The following is a 17,772-nucleotide window of genomic DNA, read 5'->3' as shown; positions in this document are numbered from 1 at the left end:
CGGAATGGGTAACGCCGACGTGACGCAAGGTCATCCTTTCCCCGTCCACAGCTGCTTCTCATATTCCGCCAGCCACATCCATCGACCAGGCTCAAAGCATCGTCTTATACATAAATCTGCCCTCCGCAACCGTAGGCCGGAACAAACCGCCGTCGAGCGCCCGATACTTCGGTGTCGGATGACACGACAGAAGCCGCTACGGGGGCTTTTCTTTTACACGCAATCACCGCAATTAAAATAAAGGTAGTCGGGCGCGAATCCAATCCCATTTGGTAGGCGGAATCGCAAGCAACTGCATCACATCACTGCTTGAGCTATCGTAATATACGATTCCGCCAACACCATCTACCAATTCTCGCTCAGTTGCTGAATTTACAGAGTATGAGAAGTAGCGTTGAGCGCGCAACTCTCCAGCCCCATCAAAAAGCTGAAATCTCACTTCATGGCCATTCCGAATATTCGCGCCACACAGCTTTGCGTAATATTCCACGCCTTCAAATTCTTTTTTCCCTCCATTCAGTTCTTTTTCAAAAAAAGAACACTGACCATAATTTGGCCTGGTCATGTGAATGGAAGAGCCAATCAGCAAAAACCCAAGAATGGCTAGCCCAGTGATTCTGATGGAACTAATCTGCATATTTCACCAAGTTTTATTTCAACTTGTTTCTTCGGCTTCGGATAAATAGGTTTCGTCAATGGATTAATCGTTAATTTCGGTGTATTTAATGATTAAAAAACCCGTGCCGTATTAATCATTGTCGGTTTCGGTATCGCAGCCACTCCACCCCGTGAAGGTTGGAATGAAGCTGTTCTTTTACTCCGTCACGAAGTGCTGAACCATTTTCAAGATGAGAAACGATTGATTTTGGTAATTTAATTAGTGTGCCGACCGATAATTTCGTACTTATACGAGGCAACTGAGAACATGGCGGTACGCTGAGCGTGATGTCGCGACTATGCGTTCGCCCTCCCACGTGCTGGTAAGATGGCCCGCAATTCCATCCCGCCCGCACCATGAGTTCCGCACCGACCAAGCCCGCGAATCCGAAAACCGCCGCGACGAGCGCCACGGCAGGCGCCGCGAAGACCGCCGCGAAGACCGCCGCGAAAAGCGCCACCCGCGCGACAGGCGACAAGCCGAAGGCGCGCGTCCAGCAACGCCTGACCTACGTGATCGGCGGTCTCGACCGGCTGCTGCGTCGCCATATGACCGATGCGCTCGCGCCGCTCGGCATCACGCTCGCGCAATACACGGCGCTGTCGGTGCTCGAGGCGCGCGGCGCGTCGTCGAATGCGCAGCTGGCCGAGCGCTCGTGGATCACGCCGCAATCGGCCAACGAAGTGATGAGCGTGATGGCGGCCCGCGGTTTCGTCACGCGCGAAGCCGACCCGTCGCACGGCCGCATCATCCTGCTGACGCTGACCGATGAAGGCGCGGCGATGCTGCGCGAGTGCGAAGCCGTGCTGCGCCCGCTCGAGACGCGCATGCTCGGCGACATCGCCGCCGACGACGCCGCGCACGTGCAGCGCGCACTCGAACTGTTCTCGCGCAACCTGCGCGGCTGACACCTTCCCGAACCTCCACGGCGCGGGCCCGTGCGGCCCGCGTTCGCCTTCCCCGGCCGGCGCTGGCCGCACCGTCCTTCCCCGTTTCTGCCGCCTTCCGCTCCGGGTTTACACCGGCGCTCGTGCCGCTTGCAATATCAGGTAGCCTGATATTAAATGAAGCCGTCCGCAGCAGGATCGCTGCGCACCGAATCGCACTGGAAACGAACGACAGGAACAAACATGAGCAAGTACGACAACCGCTGGCAGACCGTTGAAGTGAACGTGGAGGCCGGCATCGCGTGGGTCACGCTGAACCGTCCGGACAAGCGCAATGCAATGAGCCCGACGCTGAACCGGGAGATGCTGGAGGTCCTCGACGCGGTCGAGTTCGACGACGCGGCGAAGGTGCTGGTGCTGACCGGCGCGGGCGCCGCGTGGACGGCCGGCATGGATCTGAAGGAATATTTCCGCGAGATCGACGGCGGCTCCGACGCGCTGCAGGAAAAGGTGCGCCGCGACGCATCGGAATGGCAGTGGCGCCGTCTGCGGATGTACAACAAGCCGACGATCGCGATGGTGAACGGCTGGTGCTTCGGCGGCGGCTTCTCGCCGCTCGTCGCGTGCGACCTCGCGATCGCCGCCGACGAGGCGGTGTTCGGGCTGTCGGAGATCAACTGGGGCATCCCGCCGGGCAACCTCGTCAGCAAGGCGATGGCGGACACAGTCGGGCATCGCCGCGCGCTGCACTACATCATGACCGGCGACACCTTCACCGGCGTCGAAGCGGCGGACATGGGCCTCGTGAACAGCAGCGTGCCGCTGGCCGGCCTGCGCGACGCGACGATCGCGCTGGCCGCGCGGCTGATGGACAAGAACCCGGTCGTGCTGCGCGCGGCGAAACACGGCTTCAAGCGCTCGCGCGAACTCACGTGGGAGCAGTGCGAGGATTACCTGTACGCGAAGCTCGACCAGGCGCAGCTGCGCGATCCGGAGCGCGGCCGCGAGCAGGGGCTGAAGCAGTTCCTCGACGACAAGACGATCAAGCCGGGCCTGCAGGCATACAAGCGCTGATACGAGCGCTGACAAAACCGCCAACGCAACCGCAAGAGACAGGCAAGGCAGGAGACGACATGACCGACAGACGGATGCTGATCGCAGGCGAGTGGTGTACCGCCCGCGACGGGCGAACTTTCGACCGATTCAACCCCGCGACAGGCGTGCTCGCGTCGCGCGCGCCGGCGGCCGGCGTCGCCGACGCCGATGCGGCGATCGACGCCGCGCACCGCGCGTTCCCCGCATGGGCGGCGCTTGCGCCGACCGAGCGGCGCCGCCGGCTGCTGAAGGCGGCCGACCTGATGGACGCGCGCATCGACGAGATCGTCGCGACCGGCATTGCCGAGACCGGCGCGACGCCCGGTTGGCTCGGCTTCAACGTGACGCTCGCGGCGAACATGCTGCGCGAGGCCGCGTCGATGACGACGCAGATCGACGGCGACGTGATCCCGTCCGACGTGCCCGGCAATCTCGCGCTGGCGATGCGCGTGCCGTGCGGCGTGGTGCTCGGCATCGCGCCGTGGAATGCGCCGGTGATCCTCGGCACGCGTGCGCTGGCGATGCCGCTCGCATGCGGCAACACGGTGGTGCTGAAGGCGTCCGAAGCGTGTCCGGGCGTGCACGCGCTGATCGGCGCGGTGCTGAACGACGCGGGCCTCGGCGCGGGTGTCGTCAACGTGATCACGCATGCGGCGGCCGATGCGCCGGCGCTCGTCGAGCGGATGATCGCGCATCCGCACGTGAAGCGGATCAACTTCACCGGGTCGACGCACGTCGGGCGCATCATCGCGCGCCATGCGGCCGCGCACCTGAAACCCGTGCTGCTCGAACTCGGCGGCAAGGCGCCGGTGCTCGTGCTCGACGATGCGGATCTCGACGCGGCCGCCGACGCGATCGCGTTCGGCGCATTCTTCAACCAGGGGCAGATCTGCATGTCGACCGAGCGCGTGATCGCCGCGCGCCCGATCGCCGATGCGCTCGTCGAACGGCTGGGCGAGAAGGCGCGCACGCTGGTCGCCGGCGATCCGCTGGCCGGCCACCCGCTCGGCACGATGGTCGATGCGGCGGCCGCCGCGCGTGCCGCGTCGCTCGTCGAGGACGCACGTGCGCACGGGGCGCGCCTGCCGCTCGGCTGCCGGATCGAAGGCGCGACGATGCAGCCGGCGATCGTCGACGGCGTCACGCGCGACATGCGGCTCTATCGCGAGGAATCGTTCGCGCCGGTGGTTGCGATCCTGCGCGCGGACACCGACGACGAAGCCATCGCGCTCGCGAACGACAGCGAGTTCGGATTGTCGGCGAGTGTGTTCAGCCGGGACATCGCACGCGCGATGGCGGTCGCGCGCCGGATCGAATCGGGGATCTGCCACATCAACGGGCCGACCGTGCACGACGAAGCGCAGATGCCGTTCGGCGGCACGAAGGCGAGCGGCTACGGCCGCTTCGGCAGCCGCGCGTCGATCGCCGAATTCACCGAGCTGCGCTGGATCACCGTGCAGACCACGCCGCGTCACTATCCCATATGAGCGAGGTGACGATGAATGCATCGAAGCCCGCAAGCGGGCCCGTGACCGGCACGAGCGATGTGCGCTATCGCGCGGCGGCCGTCGCGGTCGGCTCCGCCGAGATTCGTCGCGCGGAAAGCGGCGCGTGGTATCTCCGCTCGCGCGAACCGCTCGGCGATTACCCGACGCGCCTGACCGACTGTCTCGTGCGCGGCGCGCACGCGCACCCCGAGCGCGTGCTGGCCGCGCGACGCGGCGCCGACGGCCGCTGGATCGAGATCACCTACGCGCAGATGCTCGAACGCGCCCGCGCGCTCGGGCAGGGCCTCGTCGATCTCGGGCTGTCGGCCGAGCGTCCGCTCGCGGTGCTGTCCGGCAACGATCTCGAGCATCTGCAACTGATGTTCGCGGCGATGCTGGCCGGCGTGCCGTACTCGCCGATCTCGCCCGCGTATTCGCTGGTGTCGACCGACTACGGCAAGCTGCGCCACACGCTCGGCGTGCTGAAGCCGGGCGCGGTGTTCGTCGCCGAACGCGCGCCGTTCGCGCGTGCGCTCGACGCGACGTTGCCGGCCGACGCGGCGCTGATCGTCGCACGCGATGCCGATGTCGACTCGGACACACACGCAGACGCAGACGGAAAGCGCCGCGCGGTGCCGCTGTCGCGCCTGCTCGCCACCCCGCCGCGCACGATCGACGCGATCCATGCGGCGGTCGGCCCGGATCATCTCGCGAAGATCCTGTTCACGTCCGGTTCGACGAAGCTGCCGAAGGCCGTGCCGACCACGCACCGGATGCTGTGCAGCAACCAGCAGATGCTGCGCCAGACGATGCCCGAGCTCACGCGCGAGCCGCCGGTGCTGGTCGACTGGCTGCCGTGGAATCACACGTTCGGCGGCAGTCACAACCTCGGCATCGCGCTGTACAACGGCGGCACGCTGTACATCGACGACGGCCGGCCGGTGCCAGGCCGCTTCGACGAAACCGTGCGCAACCTGCGCGAGATCGCGCCGACGATCTACTTCAACGTGCCGAAGGGCTGGGAAGAGCTGACCGCCGCGCTCGAACGCGATGCCGAACTGCGCGACACGTTCTTCTCGCGCGTGAAGCTGTATTTCTTCGGCGGCGCGGGGCTGTCGCAGGCCGCGTGGGACCGGCTCGATCGCGTGACCGACGCGCATTGCGGCGAGCGCATCCGGATCATGGCCGGCCTCGGGATGACGGAGGCGTCGCCGTCGTGCCTGTTCACGACGGGGCCGCTGATGCGCGCCGGCTATATCGGGCTGCCCGCGCCCGGCTGCGACGCGAAGCTCGTGCCGTGCGGCGGCAAGCTCGAACTGCGCTTCAAGGGGCCGAACGTGATGCGCGGCTACTGGCATGCGGACGCCGATCCGCGCGACGTGTTCGACGACGAAGGCTATTACCGCAGCGGCGACGCGGGCGTCTTCGCCGATCCGGCGCGGCCGGAGCTCGGGCTGCTGTTCGACGGGCGGCTGACCGAGGATTTCAAGCTGAGCAGCGGCACGTTCGTCAGCGTCGGGCCGTTGCGCGCGAATGCGGTGTCGAGCGGCGCGCCGTACGTGCAGGACGTGGTCGTCACCGGGATCAATCGCGACGACATCGGCTTGCTCGTGTTTCCGCGCGTCGACGCGTGCCGCGCGCTCGCGGGGCTCGCAGCCGATGCGCCGGTGCGCGACGTGCTGCGCGCGCCGGCCGTGCGCGCGGCGTTCGCGGCATGGCTCGCCGCGCTGAACCGGAACGCGAGCGGCGGTTCGACGTTCGTCGCGCGCATCCGGCTGATCGACACGCCGCCGTCGCTCGATCTGGGCGAAGTGACCGACAAGGGTTCGCTGAACCAGGCGGCCGTGCAGCAGCACCGCGCGGCGGCGATCGACGCGCTGTACGACCCGGCGCGGCGCGATCCCGACGTGATGTACGCGTAAGCAGCACCGCAGGCATAAGCGGGAACAAGCAGCAACGAGCAGCAACGAGCAGGCACCACGACCGGCCGGCCAAGATACCGGCAGGCATGCTTGCGGCCAGTGAATCAGGCTGCCTGATAATGGCCGCCGTTCAGACGACACTTCGCGCGCCGCTCCGCCACTGGCCGGCGGCGGTGCGCGGCGGCCGTTGCAGGGCCGACCGACTACAAGACATGGGAATGGAGACAGGATGAACACGTACGTTGCCGAAAAACCCGCGGTCGCGACCACGCTCGCGCTGTGTTTCGCGATCGCACTCCTCGAAGGGCTCGACCTGCAGTCGGTCGGCGTCGCCGCGCCGCGCATGGCGCGCGAATTCGGGCTGACCGTATCGCAGATGGGCATCGCGTTCAGCGCGGGCACCTTCGGCTTGCTGCCGGGCGCGATGCTCGGCGGCCGGCTCGCCGACCGGATCGGCCGCAAGCGCGTGCTGATCGCGTCGGCCGTGCTGTTCGGGCTGCTGTCGATCGCCACCGCGCAGGTATCGACCTTCGCGATGCTCGTCGTCGTGCGCGTGCTGACCGGCATCGGGCTCGGCGGCGCGATGCCGAACCTGATCGCGCTGTCGTCGGAAGCGGTCGAGCCGCGCTCGCGCAGCAGCGCGGTGGCCACGATGTACTGCGGGATTCCGTTCGGCGGCGTGATCGCGTCGCTGATCGGCGTGCTGCTCGCCGGCGACACCGAATGGCGGCACATCTTCTACGTCGGCGGCGCGGGGCCGCTGCTGCTCGTGCCCCTGCTGGTGTGGTGCCTGCCGGAATCGCGCGCGTATCTCGACGTCGCCGGCACGCAGGCCGCGCGCACCAGCGTCGCACGCACGCTGTTCGGCGACGGCCGCACGACGTCGACGGTCGCGCTGTGGGTCAGCTACTTCTGCACGCTGATCGTCCTCTACTTCCTGCTGAACTGGCTGCCGTCGCTGATGGCCGCGCGCGGGCTCGACCGCGAGCACGTCGGCCTCGTGCAGATCGCGTTCAACGTCGGCGCGGGGCTCGGCGCGCTCGGCATCGGCGCGGCGCTCGACCGGATGCGCGCGTCGCGCGTGGTGGGCGGCATGTATGTCGGGATCGTGCTGTCGCTCGCCGCGCTGGCGGCCGCGCCCGGCTTCGCGTCGCTCGCGGCGGCCGCGTTCGCGGCCGGGATGTTCGTGGTCGGCGGCCAGTCGGTGCTGTATGCGCTCGCCGCGATCTATTACCCGACCGCGATGCGCGGCACGGGCGTCGGCGCGGCGGTGGCGGTCGGCCGGCTCGGCTCCGTCGTCGGGCCGCTCGCGGCCGCGACGCTGCTGGCCGCGGGCCGTAGCGCGCCGGTCGTGATCGGCGCGAGCATCCCCGTCACGCTGGTTGCGGCCGTCGCCGCGCTGGTGCTGATTCGCCGCCCGCAAGCCGGCGACTGATGTTTCGCTTTTTTCAATGCGCGCCGTCAGAGCGCGCGACTCACCCAGGTCTGGAGACGCAACGACATGAAACAGAACACAAGGAACGGCCTGCTGGCCGCCGGCGCGTGCTGCGCACTCGCCGCGCCGGGCGCGCACGCGCAGTCGAGCGTGACGCTGTACGGGATCATCGATACGGGCGTCGAGTTCGTGTCGCACGCGAACGCGGCCGGCGACCACGTGGTGCGCATGCCGGGCGTGACGGGCGAGCTGCCGTCGCGCTGGGGGCTGCGCGGTGCGGAGGATCTCGGCGCCGGCTACCAGGCGGTCTTCACGCTCGAAAGCGGCTTCAACGTGCGCGGCGGCGATCTCGGGCAGGGCGGCCGGCTGTTCGGGCGGCAGGCGTTCGTCGGGCTGAAGGGCGGCTTCGGCACGCTCGCGTTCGGCCGGCAGTACACGATGACCTACCTGGCGCTGCAGGGCGCGGACATCATCGGCCCCGACATCTACGGGCTCGGCTCGTTCGATGCGTACGTGCCGAACGGCCGCGCGGACAACGCGGTGACCTACGTCGGCACGTATCGCGGCGTGACGTTCGGCGCGGCCTATTCGTTCGGCCGCGACGGCGCGGGCACCGGCAACTCGCCGGGGCAGGGCACGTGCGCGGGGCAGGTGCCGGGCGACTCGCTGCAGTGCCGCAACTGGTCGGTGATGCTCAAGTACGACAGCGCGTACTTCGGCGCGGCGGCCTCGTACGAGGAACAGCGCGGCGGCACCGGCGCGGCCGCGAACTTCTTCGACGGCGTCGAGCCGGTCGCCTTCACCAGCAGCGGCGGCAAGGACGCGCGCACGCACGTGAGCGCCTATGCGCAGGCGGCCGGCGCGCGGATCGGCGCGGGCTGGATCGGGCGGCGCGTGTCGACCGGGTCGCCGGCCGCGCCCGGCGCGCACTCGGACCTGTTCTTCGTCGGCGCGTCGTATGCGGTGAAGCCCGATTTCGTCGTGGACGGCGAAGGCTACCGGATCGTCAACAGCGCGCACGACACGCGCGCGACGATGGCCACGCTGCGCGCGACCTATCTGCTGACCAAGCGCACGGCCGTCTACGCGCAATCGTCGTATCTGTGGAACAGCGCGCACGCGCGCTACGCGGTCAGCGGCGGCGGGGCCGGCACGACGCCCGGCGAAGGGATGGGGCAGCTCGGCGCGATGGTCGGCGTGCGGCACATGTTCTGATCGGCAGCCTGACGAACGGGAGATATCTTGAACGGGAAATCTGCATTCCTCTGTATTGCGCCGCTGTCCGCGGCGGCCATGCTCGCCGGTTGCGGCGGCGACGATTCGGTCAGTTCCACACCGACCCACCTGAGCGCCGCGACGCCCGCCGCGATGACGCAGACCTGCGACGCGCTCGCCGCGAAGCTCGCGTATGCGAACACGTCGTTCACGTCGGTGACGACCGCGGCCGCCGGCGCGCTGACGGTGGCCGGCAAACCGATCGCCGAGCACTGCGTGATCGAAGGGAAGATGAACGAGCGTGTGAGCGCGGTGGACGGCAACACCTATGCGATCGGCTTCGAGATGCGCTTGCCGAAAGCCTGGAACGGCCGCTTCTTCTACCAGGCGAACGGCGGGCTCGACGGCAACGTCGTGACCGCGACCGGCGAGATCGGCGGCGGCGGCCCGCTGACCGACGCGCTGAACATGGGCTTCGCGGTGATCAGCTCGGATTCCGGGCACAGCGCCGCGCAGAACCCGCTGTTCGGCATCGATCCGCAGGCGCGAATCGACTACGGCTACGGCGCCGTCGACGCGCTCACGCCGATGGCCAAGCAGGTGATCCGGCTCGCGTACGGCAAGGCGCCCGACCGCAGCTATTTCGACGGCTGCTCGAACGGCGGCCGTCACGCGATGGTCGCGGCGGTGCGCAACCCGGGCGACTACGACGGGATCATCGCGGGCGACCCGGGCTTCCACTTGCCGAAGGCCGCGATCGGCGAGATGTACGGCGCGCAGCAGTTCGCGAAGATCGCGTCGGCGACCGGCACCAACGGGCTGCCGGACATCCGCAGCGGCTTCACCGATGCGGAACGCCAGTTCGTCGGCGCGAAGATCCTCGAGCAATGCGATGCGCTCGACGGCGCGACGGACGGGATGGTGCAGGACGTCGCCGCGTGCCAGGCGCACTTCAGCGTCGAGACGGACATCCCGGCCTGTGCGAACGGCACGCGCACCGGGTCGTGCCTGACGACCGCGCAGAAGAGCGTGCTGGAGAACGTGTTCGCGGGCGCGCGCAACAGCACGGGCACGGCGCTCTATGCGAGCTTTCCGTACGATCCGGGCGTGGCCGGCAGCGGCTGGGCCGCGTGGAAGCAGTCGAATTCGGTCACGCTCGACCCGGCCGCGATGGCGTTCACCTTCATGTCTCCGCCGAAGACCGCCGCGACGCTCGCGAACCTCGCCGGCTTCGCGCTCGGCTTCGACATGGACACCGATGCGCCGTCGATCTTCGCGACGAACGGCGTGTACACGCAATCCGCGTGGTCGTTCATGACGCCGCCCGACGAGACGAACCTGGCCGCGCTGAAGTCGCGCGGCGCGAAGCTGCTCGTCTATCACGGCACCGGCGACCCGGTGTTCTCGTTCAACGACACGCGTGACTGGTATGCGCAGGTCGCGCAGGCGAACGGCGGCGACGCGTCGGATTTCGCGCGCTTCTATCCGGTGCCGGGGATGAACCACTGTTCGGGCGGCCCCGCGACGGACCAGTTCGACATGCTGACGCCGCTCGTCGCGTGGGTCGAGCAGGGGCAGGCGCCGGCCGCGATCGTCGCCGCCGCGCGCGACACGACGAACGCGGTGCCGAACGCCGACGTGCCGGCGTCGTGGGGCGCGGGCCGCACGCGTCCGCTGTGCCCGTATCCGCAGGTCGCGCGCTACAACGGGTCGGGCGACGTGAACTCGGCGGCGAGCTTCAGTTGTCGATGACGTAGACGGTGTGGGCAGGGACCGATGCGCGGATGCATCGGTCTCTTGCCGCGGCCTGGCGGGCGGCGGCGCGCCGCGCATGACGATGGCATTTGCCGCCGGCTGCGGCATCCGGAGATACTATGGCGACTTTCTGTCGGCGCGAAGCGTCCTGACCGACGTCATTCGCCGCGTATTCTTCATCTGATTCGACCATGCAAACCGTAGCGGTACTCGACTTCGAAACAACCGGGCTTTCTCCGAACATGGGCGACAGGGCGACCGAAATCGCCGTGATTCTGCTGCGCGACGGCCAGATCGTCGACCGTTACCAGAGCCTGATGAACGCCGGCCGCCGCATCCCGTCCGACGTCGTCGCGCTCACCGGGATCACGAACGACATGATCGCGTCGGCGCCGCCGGTGGCGAAGGTCATGAAGGAAGCCGCCGCGTTCGTCGGCAGCCATCCCGTCGTCGCGCACAACGCGGGCTTCGACAAGCGCTTCTGGCAGGCCGAGCTCGGGATGCTCGGAATGGCGGCCGAGCATGCGTTCGCGTGCACGATGCTCGTGTCGAGACGCATCTATCCGCATGCGCAAAGCCACCGGCTGTCGAACCTCGCGGACATGCTGCACCTGCCGCAGACGGGCCGTGCGCACCGGGCGATGGTCGACGCGGAGATCGCGAGCCATCTGTGGTGCCGGTTGCAGCGCGACATCGGCGAGACCTACGGGCTGCGGCACATCGATCACGGGCTCATGTCGCGCTTGCAGACGACGAGCAAGGCGAAGCTTGCGGCGTTTTTCGGGTCGCTGGCCGCCGGCGCGCGCTGACGCCGGCCGTCACTCGCCGAGGTCCAGCGGCACCTCGAGCCCGACCTTCACGCGGCTCATGCTCACCAGCGTCTTGAAGCGCTTCACGTTGTTGTTCGAGAAGAACAGCTCGCGCGTGAGCGCGTTGTACTGATCCATGTTGCGCACGGCCAGGATCAGCACGAAATCCCATTCCCCCGTCACGTAGTAGCACTGCTGGATCTGCGGGCAGCGCTCGAAGGTCCGCTTCATCGCGTCGAGCTGGTCGATCTGCTCGCTCTCGACCTCGACGTTCACGACGATCGTCAGCGGATGGTCGACCTTCTCCGGCGCGACGATCGCGGTATAGCGCTCGATCACGCCGTCTTCCGCGAGCCGGCGCAGGCGCCGGTTCACGGCCGCGGTCGACAGGTTCACGCGGGCGCCGAGCTCGTTCTGCGGCGTGTGCGCGTCGCGCTGGACTTCCATCAGCAGCTTGCGATCGAACGCATCGAGTGGGGTAGTCATGATGGCTCGGCAACCTCGAAAGAATGAGAAATTTTTGCGTCCGGGCCGCCGATTTGGCGATTTTGTTCACGGGCATGCGCAATATTATTTTTCGGACCGTCGGCGAGCGCAACCCGTGCGCGCCCGAACCGAATCCACCGATGGACCGCCCGCGGTCCTTTTCCGGAGCTTCCCGCCATGTTGATCGCCAACCCGCGTGCGTCGCGCGCCGCCTGTCCCGACGCACTGCAGCGCATCATGACCATTGCCGCGGCCGTGCCGTCCGTCTACCGGCAGTGCGTCGGCGATGCGGCCGATGCGGTGCCGGCGCGCCAGCGCGACTGGCCGAAGCCGAACCGCGCGGCTGCGGTAGCCTGAGCGAACGGAACGACATGACGACGGACGAGGCAAGCACGATGGACGCAATCGACGCAACGGAAGAAAGCACGCTGCAGGGGCAACTGAAGACCTGGCGCCGGCACCTGCATCGGCATCCGGAGACGGGTTTCGAGGAAGTGAACACGTCGGACTACGTCGCGCGGATCCTGACGACGCTCGGGCTCGACGTGCAGCGCGGGATCGGCGGCACCGGGCTGGTGGCGAACCTGACGGTCGGCACCGGCACGCGCGCGATCGGCATTCGCGCGGACATGGACGCGCTGAACATCGCCGAGCACGCGCCGGGCCGCGACTACGCGTCGTGCACGCCGGGCAAGATGCACGCGTGCGGGCACGACGGCCACATGTCGATGGTGCTCGGCGCCGCGCAGCTGCTGGCCGAGCGCAAGGATTTCGACGGCACGGTGCGGTTCATTTTCCAGCCGGCCGAGGAACACGGGCGCGGCGCGAAGGCGATGATGGCCGACGGCCTGTTCGAGCGCTTTCCGGTGGATGCGATCTTCGGCGCGCACAACATGCCGGGCATGCGCGCCGGCACGTTCTCGACGCGCGCGGGCGGCATCATGGCGAGCGAAGACAACTTCGTGATCCGCATCGACGGCCGCGGCACGCACGCGGCGCGTCCGCACATGGGCATCGATCCGATCGTGATCGGCTCGCAGATCGTGCTCGCGCTGCAGACGATCGTGTCGCGCAATCTCGATCCGGGCCAGCAGGCCGTGATCTCGTGCACGGAATTCATCACCGACGGGCTGCGCAACGTGCTGCCGTCGACGGTGACGATCAAGGGCGACACGCGCAGCTATTCGCGCGACGTGCAGGCGCTCCTGGCCACGCGGATGCGCGAGATCAGCGAAGGGATCTGCCGCACGCACGGCGCGACCTGCACGTTCGAATACACGCACGAGTTCGCGCCGACGGTGAATTCTCCGGAATGGGTCGACACGGCCGTGCAGGCCGCGGCGCAGATCGTGGGCGCCGACGCCGTGAATGCCGACGTGCAGCCGATGATGATCTCGGAAGACTTCGGCGCGTTCCTGCAGGCGGTGCCGGGCAACTTCGTGTTCATCGGCAACGGCGAAACGGCCGGGCGCGGCGGCGTGCCGCTGCACAACGCGACGTACGATTTCAACGACGAGATCCTGCCGATCGGCGCGCGCTATTTCGCGGAAGTGGCGCGGCGCGCGTTGAGGGCCGCGTAGCGGTCGTCAGGCCGCCGGAACATGGCGGGCGTCACGCAGCCCCTCACGCGGCATTACGCTTCGGCCGCCCGCCTGCCCGGCGCGTCGGCCGTGCTCGTGCGATCGAGGATCGCGAGCACTTCGCGCGCGGTGTTCTCCGAATGGCTGCGCAGCACTTGCGGCAGCGCCGTGTGAGCGGGGTCGGCCAGCGCGGCCATGATCTCGTCGTGCTCGTGCAGCGACTCGGCCCAGCGCAGCGTGTCCGCGTTCGCGGCGCCGCGCGCGCGGTGCACCTTCGACATCAGCGACGCATAGATGCCCGACAGCACCGGGTTGCCCGCCGCGTCGACGATCATCTGGTGAATCTGCTGGTTCAGCCGGAAATACTCGACCCGCTTGCCGGCCTCGTGGCACTCGACCATCCGCCGGTGCTTCGCCTGCAGCGCGGCGAGGGTCGACGCGCCGATGCGCTGGCTCAGCAACTCGCCCGCCATCGCCTCGAGCCCGTGCAGCAGCTCGAACGTCGACACGAGATCGTCGACGTCGATCGACGCGACGCGATAGCCGATGTACTGGCGATGCGTGACGGCGCCTTCCGCGACGAGCACCTTCAGCGCTTCGCGCAGCGGCGTTTTCGACACGTCGAACGCGAGGCTCAGTTCCTTCTCGTCGATGCGCGCGCCGGGCGGCAATTCGCCCTCGTCGATCATCACGCGCAGGCGCGCGGCGATCTCCGCGGCCATGCCGCGCGTGCGCAGAAGCAGGGGATTGCGGGGTGTCTGGCTCATGATGGTGCGAGCTTATCACGATATCGGGGCTTACCCTGCACCAACATTGTGATATTGGAATTTCAATAAAACCAAGCGTTTACGATAACGGTAATTATAAATTTCTAATCTTATACTCGGCTCCACGTTGCGCGACGTCCTGACCATCCTCGTTCATCCCTGGAGTCCGTCCATGTCTTCAACCTCCGGTGTCGCCGCCCTGACGGTCGGCAAGTCCGCCGTCCGCTGGAAGATATTCGTCGTCATGCTGAGCCTCATCGCGATCAACTACGTCGATCGCGCATCGCTGTCCGTCGCCATGCCTTACATCTCGCAGGAGTTCAACATCGGGCCGGCGATGGAGGGTCTGATCCTCAGCTCGTTTTTCTGGACCTATGCGGTGATGCAGATTCCGGGCGGGATGCTGGCCGACCGCTTCAAGCCGCGTATCGTGATCGCGACCGCGACCGTGTTCTGGGGCTTCTTCCAGGCGATCGCCGCGCTGTGCACGAACGCGCCGTCGCTGCTGCTCACGCGCCTGGGCCTCGGGGCGGCCGAAGCGCCGATCTATCCGGCCGGCGGCAAGCTCAACGCGATCTGGATGACGCAGACCGAGCGCGGCCGCGGCGCCACGCTGCTCGACGGCGGCGCGCCGCTCGGCGCGGCACTCGGCGCGGTGCTGATCGCCGGGCTGATCGCGCTGCTCGGCTCGTGGCGGCTCGCGTTCGCGGTGGCCGGCGTCGGCACGGTGCTGGCCGGGTTCGTCGCGTGGTGCTACATCCGCAACACGCCGCGCGAGCATCCGGGCGTCAACGAGCTCGAAGCCGACTACATCGAGGCATCGCACGCGAGCGACCTCGCGGCCGAGCCGGCCGGTGCGTCGGGCCGCTCGCGCGACTTCTTCAAGTACCGCTCGGTGTGGTGCATGTTCTTCGGCTGGATGTGCTTCAACAGCGTGTTCTACGGGCTGCTCACGTGGATGCCGAACTACCTGCACAAGGTGCACGGCTTCGACATCAAGCAGATGGGCGGCTCGACCTTCATCATCTTTTTCAGCGGCTTCGTCGGCGAACTGCTCGGCGGCTGGATCGCCGACAAGTGGAAAGCCGCGGGCGGCCGCCCGAACGTCGTGATGCGCACGCTGTTCGGCATCGCCGCGGTGATCGCGACCGTGTCGATCTTCTCCGTCGCGTACGTGAAGAGCCCGGTCGTGTGCGTCGCGCTGCTGTCGTCGACGCTGTTCTTCCTGCGCTGGTGCGGGCTGTACTGGTGCATCCCGTCGTCGCTCGGCACGCGCAACAAGATCGGCTTCCTCGGCGGCTTCATGAACCTCGGCGGCAACATCGGCGGCGTCACCGTGCCGATCGTCGTCGGCGCGATCGTGCAGTTCACCGGTTCCTACTTCCTTGCGCTGATGGTGTTCGCGGCGGCCGGCGTCGGCCTGCTCGTGTGCTCCAGCGCGATCGACTACGAAAACAAGCTCCCCGTCTGACCGACCCTTTTCACTGGTAGAGAGAAACCCATCATGAAAAAACGTACGCTGCTCGGCATGCTCACGCCGTCTTCCAACACGTCGCTCGAACCGCTGACGAGCGCGATGGTCGCCGGCCTGCCGGGCGTGTCCGCGCACTTCGCGCGCTTCCCCGTGACCGAAATCTCGCTGTCGGGCCAGGCGCTCGGCCAGTTCGACGACGACAAGATCATCCAGGCCGCGATGCTGCTGGCCGACGCGAAGGTCGACGTGATCGCGTGGAACGGCACGTCGTCCGGCTGGCTCGGCTTCGAGGCCGACGAGCGGCTGTGCCAGCGCATCACCGCGGCGACCGGCATTCCGGCCACGACCTCCGTGCTCGCGCTCAACGAGATCCTGAAGAAGACGAACGCGCACGAGTTCGGCCTCGTCACGCCGTATCTCGACGACGTGCAGACGAAGATCGTCGACAACTACCGCCGCTCGGGGCTGAACTGCATCGCCGAGCGCCACCTGAACCTGAAGGTCAATTTCTCGTTCTCCGAAGTAACCGGCGACCAGATCGGCGCGATGGTGCGCGAAGTCGCGAAGGCCGGCCCGCGCGCGATCTCGATCTTCTGCACGAACCTGAACGCCGCGCACCTGGTGCCGGCGCTCGAGGAAGAGACGGGCATCCCGATCTACGACACGATCTCGACCGTCGTGTGGAAGGCGCTGCAGCTCGCCGACTACGACACGCGGCAGGTGAAGGGCTGGGGGCGTCTCTTCAGCGACGTGGTCTGAGGCGCGCGCCATGTCGAACGATCTCGATTTCGTGATCCGTCACGCGGACGTCGTGACGGCGGCGGACCGGTTCTCGTGCGACATCGGCATCCGCGCGGGGCGCGTGGCCATGCTCGGCCACGCTCTGCCGCGCGCGCCGCGCGAGCTCGATGCGACCGGAATGCTCGTGATGCCGGGCGGCGTCGATGCGCACTGCCATCTCGACCAGCCGATGCCCGACGGGCTGAAGATGGCCGACGATTTCCTGACCGGCACGCGCTCCGCGCTGTGCGGCGGCACGACGACCGTCGTGCCGTTCGCCGCACAGGCGAAGGGGCAGTCGCTGCAGGCCGCCGTCGACGACTATCACCGGCGCGCCGAAGGGCGCGCGCTGATCGACTACGGCTTCCACCTGATCGTCGCCGATCCGACGCCGCACGTGCTGGCCGAGGAGTTGCCGCGGCTGATCGCGAACGGCTATACGTCGTTCAAGGTGTACATGACCTACGACGACCTGAAGCTGAACGACCGGCAGATGCTCGACGTGCTGTCGGTCGCGCGCGCGCACGGCGCGCTCGTGATGGTGCATGCGGAGAATTCCGACTGCATCGGCTGGCTGACCGAGCGGCTGCTCGGCGCCGGTCACACCGCGCCGCATTTCCATGCGCAGGCGCGGCCGGCGGTGGTCGAGCGCGAGGCGACCCATCGCGCGATCGCGTTCGCCGAACTCGTCGACGTGCCGATCCTGATCGTGCACGTGTCGGGCGCCGAGGCGATCGAGCAGATTCGCTGGGGGCAGTCGCGCGGGCTGCCGATCCTCGCGGAGACGTGCCCGCAGTACCTGTATCTGACGGCCGCCGATCTCGGCCACGACGATCACGGCGGCTACGAAGGCGCGAAATGCGTGTGCAGCCCGCCGCCGCGCGATCCGGCCAACCAGCAGGCCGTCTGGAAGGCGCTGAAGCAGGGCGTGTTCTCGGTGTTCTCGTCCGATCATGCACCGTTCAACTACGACGATCCGTGCGGCAAGCATCCGGGCGGCCGGGCCGTGTCGTTCGACCATATTCCGAACGGCATCCCCGGGCTCGAAACGCGCCTGCCGCTACTGTTCGACGGCGTGCGCAAGGGGCGCCTGTCGCTGCACCAGTTCGTCGAGCTGACGTCGCTGCGGCCCGCGAAGCTGTACGGGCTGTATCCGCGCAAGGGGACGATCGCGGTCGGCGCCGATGCGGACATCGTCGTGTGGGACCCGGACAAGCGCGTGCGGATCGCGAATGCGTCGCTGCATCACGCGGTCGACTACACGCCGTACGAGGGCATCGAGGTGACGGGCTGGCCGCGTCATTGCCTGTCGCGCGGCGAACTGCTCGTCGAGGACGGCCGGCTGCTCGCGGCTCGGCCGGGGCGCGGGCAGTTCCTGCCGGCCGGCACGCCGTGTCTGGATTGACGCTCGATGCGTCGGAA

16 protein-coding genes are annotated in these 17,772 nt (G+C 67.6%); 13 read left to right on the top strand and 3 right to left on the bottom strand.

The genetic code is table 11. The annotated features are described in order from the left end of the window. Positions 1-232: 232 nt before the first annotated feature. Positions 233-637, bottom strand: coding sequence for a hypothetical protein (locus DCN14_RS37975; protein WP_162826203.1), 405 nt, complete (start codon positions 635-637; stop codon positions 233-235). 377 nt (positions 638-1,014) lie between these two features. Here DCN14_RS37975 and DCN14_RS14330 point away from each other — a divergent pair, with 377 nt between their 5' ends. The 8 genes from DCN14_RS14330 (at position 1,015) to DCN14_RS14295 (ending at position 11,263) form a co-directional block, all read left to right on the top strand. Continuing rightward, the gene (locus DCN14_RS14330; RefSeq protein ID WP_096508723.1) at positions 1,015-1,566 is read left to right on the top strand and encodes a MarR family winged helix-turn-helix transcriptional regulator; all 552 of its coding nucleotides are present in this window, start codon (positions 1,015-1,017) and stop codon (positions 1,564-1,566) included. Positions 1,567-1,788: 222 nt separating this feature from the next. Then, positions 1,789-2,619, top strand: coding sequence for a p-hydroxycinnamoyl CoA hydratase/lyase (locus DCN14_RS14325; RefSeq protein WP_096508724.1), 831 nt, complete (start codon positions 1,789-1,791; stop codon positions 2,617-2,619). 59 nt (positions 2,620-2,678) lie between these two features. Beyond that, entirely contained in the window at positions 2,679-4,127 is a 1,449-nt protein-coding gene (locus DCN14_RS14320; protein ID WP_096508725.1) for an aldehyde dehydrogenase, read from the top strand. Continuing rightward, on the top strand, positions 4,124-6,049 hold the full coding sequence (locus DCN14_RS14315) for a feruloyl-CoA synthase (protein ID WP_096508726.1): 1,926 nt from the start codon (positions 4,124-4,126) through the stop codon (positions 6,047-6,049). The genes DCN14_RS14320 and DCN14_RS14315 overlap by 4 nt, the downstream gene beginning before the upstream one ends. 229 nt (positions 6,050-6,278) lie before the next feature. Then, positions 6,279-7,484 carry a 3-(3-hydroxy-phenyl)propionate transporter MhpT gene (mhpT, locus tag DCN14_RS14310; RefSeq protein WP_096508727.1) on the top strand — a complete coding sequence of 402 codons (1,206 nt, stop codon included), beginning with the start codon at positions 6,279-6,281 and terminating at the stop codon, positions 7,482-7,484. 66 nt (positions 7,485-7,550) lie between these two features. Further along, positions 7,551-8,699, top strand: a complete 1,149-nt coding sequence (locus tag DCN14_RS14305; protein ID WP_096508728.1) for a porin — start codon at positions 7,551-7,553, stop codon at positions 8,697-8,699. A 27-nt stretch (positions 8,700-8,726) separates the two neighbouring features. Continuing rightward, positions 8,727-10,451, top strand: a complete 1,725-nt coding sequence (locus DCN14_RS14300) for a tannase/feruloyl esterase family alpha/beta hydrolase (RefSeq protein ID WP_096508729.1) — start codon at positions 8,727-8,729, stop codon at positions 10,449-10,451. A gap of 194 nt (positions 10,452-10,645) precedes the next feature. Beyond that, on the top strand, positions 10,646-11,263 hold the full coding sequence (locus tag DCN14_RS14295; protein ID WP_096508730.1) for a 3'-5' exonuclease: 618 nt from the start codon (positions 10,646-10,648) through the stop codon (positions 11,261-11,263). A 9-nt stretch (positions 11,264-11,272) separates the two neighbouring features. On the opposite strand, the gene DCN14_RS14290 is transcribed toward DCN14_RS14295, so the two are convergent. Further along, positions 11,273-11,749, bottom strand: a complete 477-nt coding sequence (locus DCN14_RS14290) for an Lrp/AsnC family transcriptional regulator (RefSeq protein WP_096508731.1) — start codon at positions 11,747-11,749, stop codon at positions 11,273-11,275. Positions 11,750-11,926: 177 nt separating this feature from the next. Between DCN14_RS14290 and DCN14_RS14285 the strand changes: the two genes are divergently transcribed. After that, positions 11,927-12,106: a hypothetical protein gene (locus DCN14_RS14285; protein ID WP_096508732.1), complete on the top strand. Its 180-nt coding sequence runs from the start codon at positions 11,927-11,929 to the stop codon at positions 12,104-12,106. 38 nt (positions 12,107-12,144) lie between these two features. Further along, on the top strand, positions 12,145-13,329 hold the full coding sequence (locus DCN14_RS14280; RefSeq protein ID WP_096508744.1) for a M20 aminoacylase family protein: 1,185 nt from the start codon (positions 12,145-12,147) through the stop codon (positions 13,327-13,329). Positions 13,330-13,382: 53 nt separating this feature from the next. On the opposite strand, the gene DCN14_RS14275 is transcribed toward DCN14_RS14280, so the two are convergent. Continuing rightward, positions 13,383-14,096 carry a GntR family transcriptional regulator gene (locus DCN14_RS14275; protein WP_096508733.1) on the bottom strand — a complete coding sequence of 238 codons (714 nt, stop codon included), beginning with the start codon at positions 14,094-14,096 and terminating at the stop codon, positions 13,383-13,385. Between the two features lie 172 nt (positions 14,097-14,268). Here DCN14_RS14275 and DCN14_RS14270 point away from each other — a divergent pair, with 172 nt between their 5' ends. The 3 genes from DCN14_RS14270 to hydA are packed head-to-tail and all read left to right on the top strand — an operon-like array spanning position 14,269 to position 17,755. Then, positions 14,269-15,567, top strand: a complete 1,299-nt coding sequence (locus DCN14_RS14270) for an MFS transporter (protein ID WP_096508734.1) — start codon at positions 14,269-14,271, stop codon at positions 15,565-15,567. A 33-nt stretch (positions 15,568-15,600) separates the two neighbouring features. Beyond that, entirely contained in the window at positions 15,601-16,329 is a 729-nt protein-coding gene (locus tag DCN14_RS14265; protein ID WP_096508735.1) for an aspartate/glutamate racemase family protein, read from the top strand. 10 nt (positions 16,330-16,339) lie between these two features. Beyond that, on the top strand, positions 16,340-17,755 hold the full coding sequence (gene hydA, locus DCN14_RS14260) for a dihydropyrimidinase (protein ID WP_096508736.1): 1,416 nt from the start codon (positions 16,340-16,342) through the stop codon (positions 17,753-17,755). Positions 17,756-17,772: the final 17 nt, after the last annotated feature.

It is taken from the genome of Burkholderia sp. IDO3 (assembly GCF_003366075.1).
In the GTDB taxonomy this organism is placed as follows: Bacteria; Pseudomonadota; Gammaproteobacteria; order Burkholderiales; family Burkholderiaceae; genus Burkholderia; species Burkholderia anthina.
The sequence above is the reverse complement of the archived record's forward strand: the minus strand, read 5'-3'. Positions and strand labels throughout refer to the sequence as shown.

Coding starts and splice junctions, on each gene's coding strand:
- DCN14_RS37975 (WP_162826203.1), bottom strand. CDS start 637: ATGCAGATTAGTTCCATCAGAATCACTGGGCTAGCCATTCTTGGGTTT.
- DCN14_RS14330 (WP_096508723.1), top strand. CDS start 1,015: ATGAGTTCCGCACCGACCAAGCCCGCGAATCCGAAAACCGCCGCGACG.
- DCN14_RS14325 (WP_096508724.1), top strand. CDS start 1,789: ATGAGCAAGTACGACAACCGCTGGCAGACCGTTGAAGTGAACGTGGAG.
- DCN14_RS14320 (WP_096508725.1), top strand. CDS start 2,679: ATGACCGACAGACGGATGCTGATCGCAGGCGAGTGGTGTACCGCCCGC.
- DCN14_RS14315 (WP_096508726.1), top strand. CDS start 4,124: ATGAGCGAGGTGACGATGAATGCATCGAAGCCCGCAAGCGGGCCCGTG.
- mhpT (WP_096508727.1), top strand. CDS start 6,279: ATGAACACGTACGTTGCCGAAAAACCCGCGGTCGCGACCACGCTCGCG.
- DCN14_RS14305 (WP_096508728.1), top strand. CDS start 7,551: ATGAAACAGAACACAAGGAACGGCCTGCTGGCCGCCGGCGCGTGCTGC.
- DCN14_RS14295 (WP_096508730.1), top strand. CDS start 10,646: ATGCAAACCGTAGCGGTACTCGACTTCGAAACAACCGGGCTTTCTCCG.
- DCN14_RS14290 (WP_096508731.1), bottom strand. CDS start 11,749: ATGACTACCCCACTCGATGCGTTCGATCGCAAGCTGCTGATGGAAGTC.
- DCN14_RS14285 (WP_096508732.1), top strand. CDS start 11,927: ATGTTGATCGCCAACCCGCGTGCGTCGCGCGCCGCCTGTCCCGACGCA.
- DCN14_RS14280 (WP_096508744.1), top strand. CDS start 12,145: ATGGACGCAATCGACGCAACGGAAGAAAGCACGCTGCAGGGGCAACTG.
- DCN14_RS14275 (WP_096508733.1), bottom strand. CDS start 14,096: ATGAGCCAGACACCCCGCAATCCCCTGCTTCTGCGCACGCGCGGCATG.
- DCN14_RS14270 (WP_096508734.1), top strand. CDS start 14,269: ATGTCTTCAACCTCCGGTGTCGCCGCCCTGACGGTCGGCAAGTCCGCC.
- DCN14_RS14265 (WP_096508735.1), top strand. CDS start 15,601: ATGAAAAAACGTACGCTGCTCGGCATGCTCACGCCGTCTTCCAACACG.
- hydA (WP_096508736.1), top strand. CDS start 16,340: ATGTCGAACGATCTCGATTTCGTGATCCGTCACGCGGACGTCGTGACG.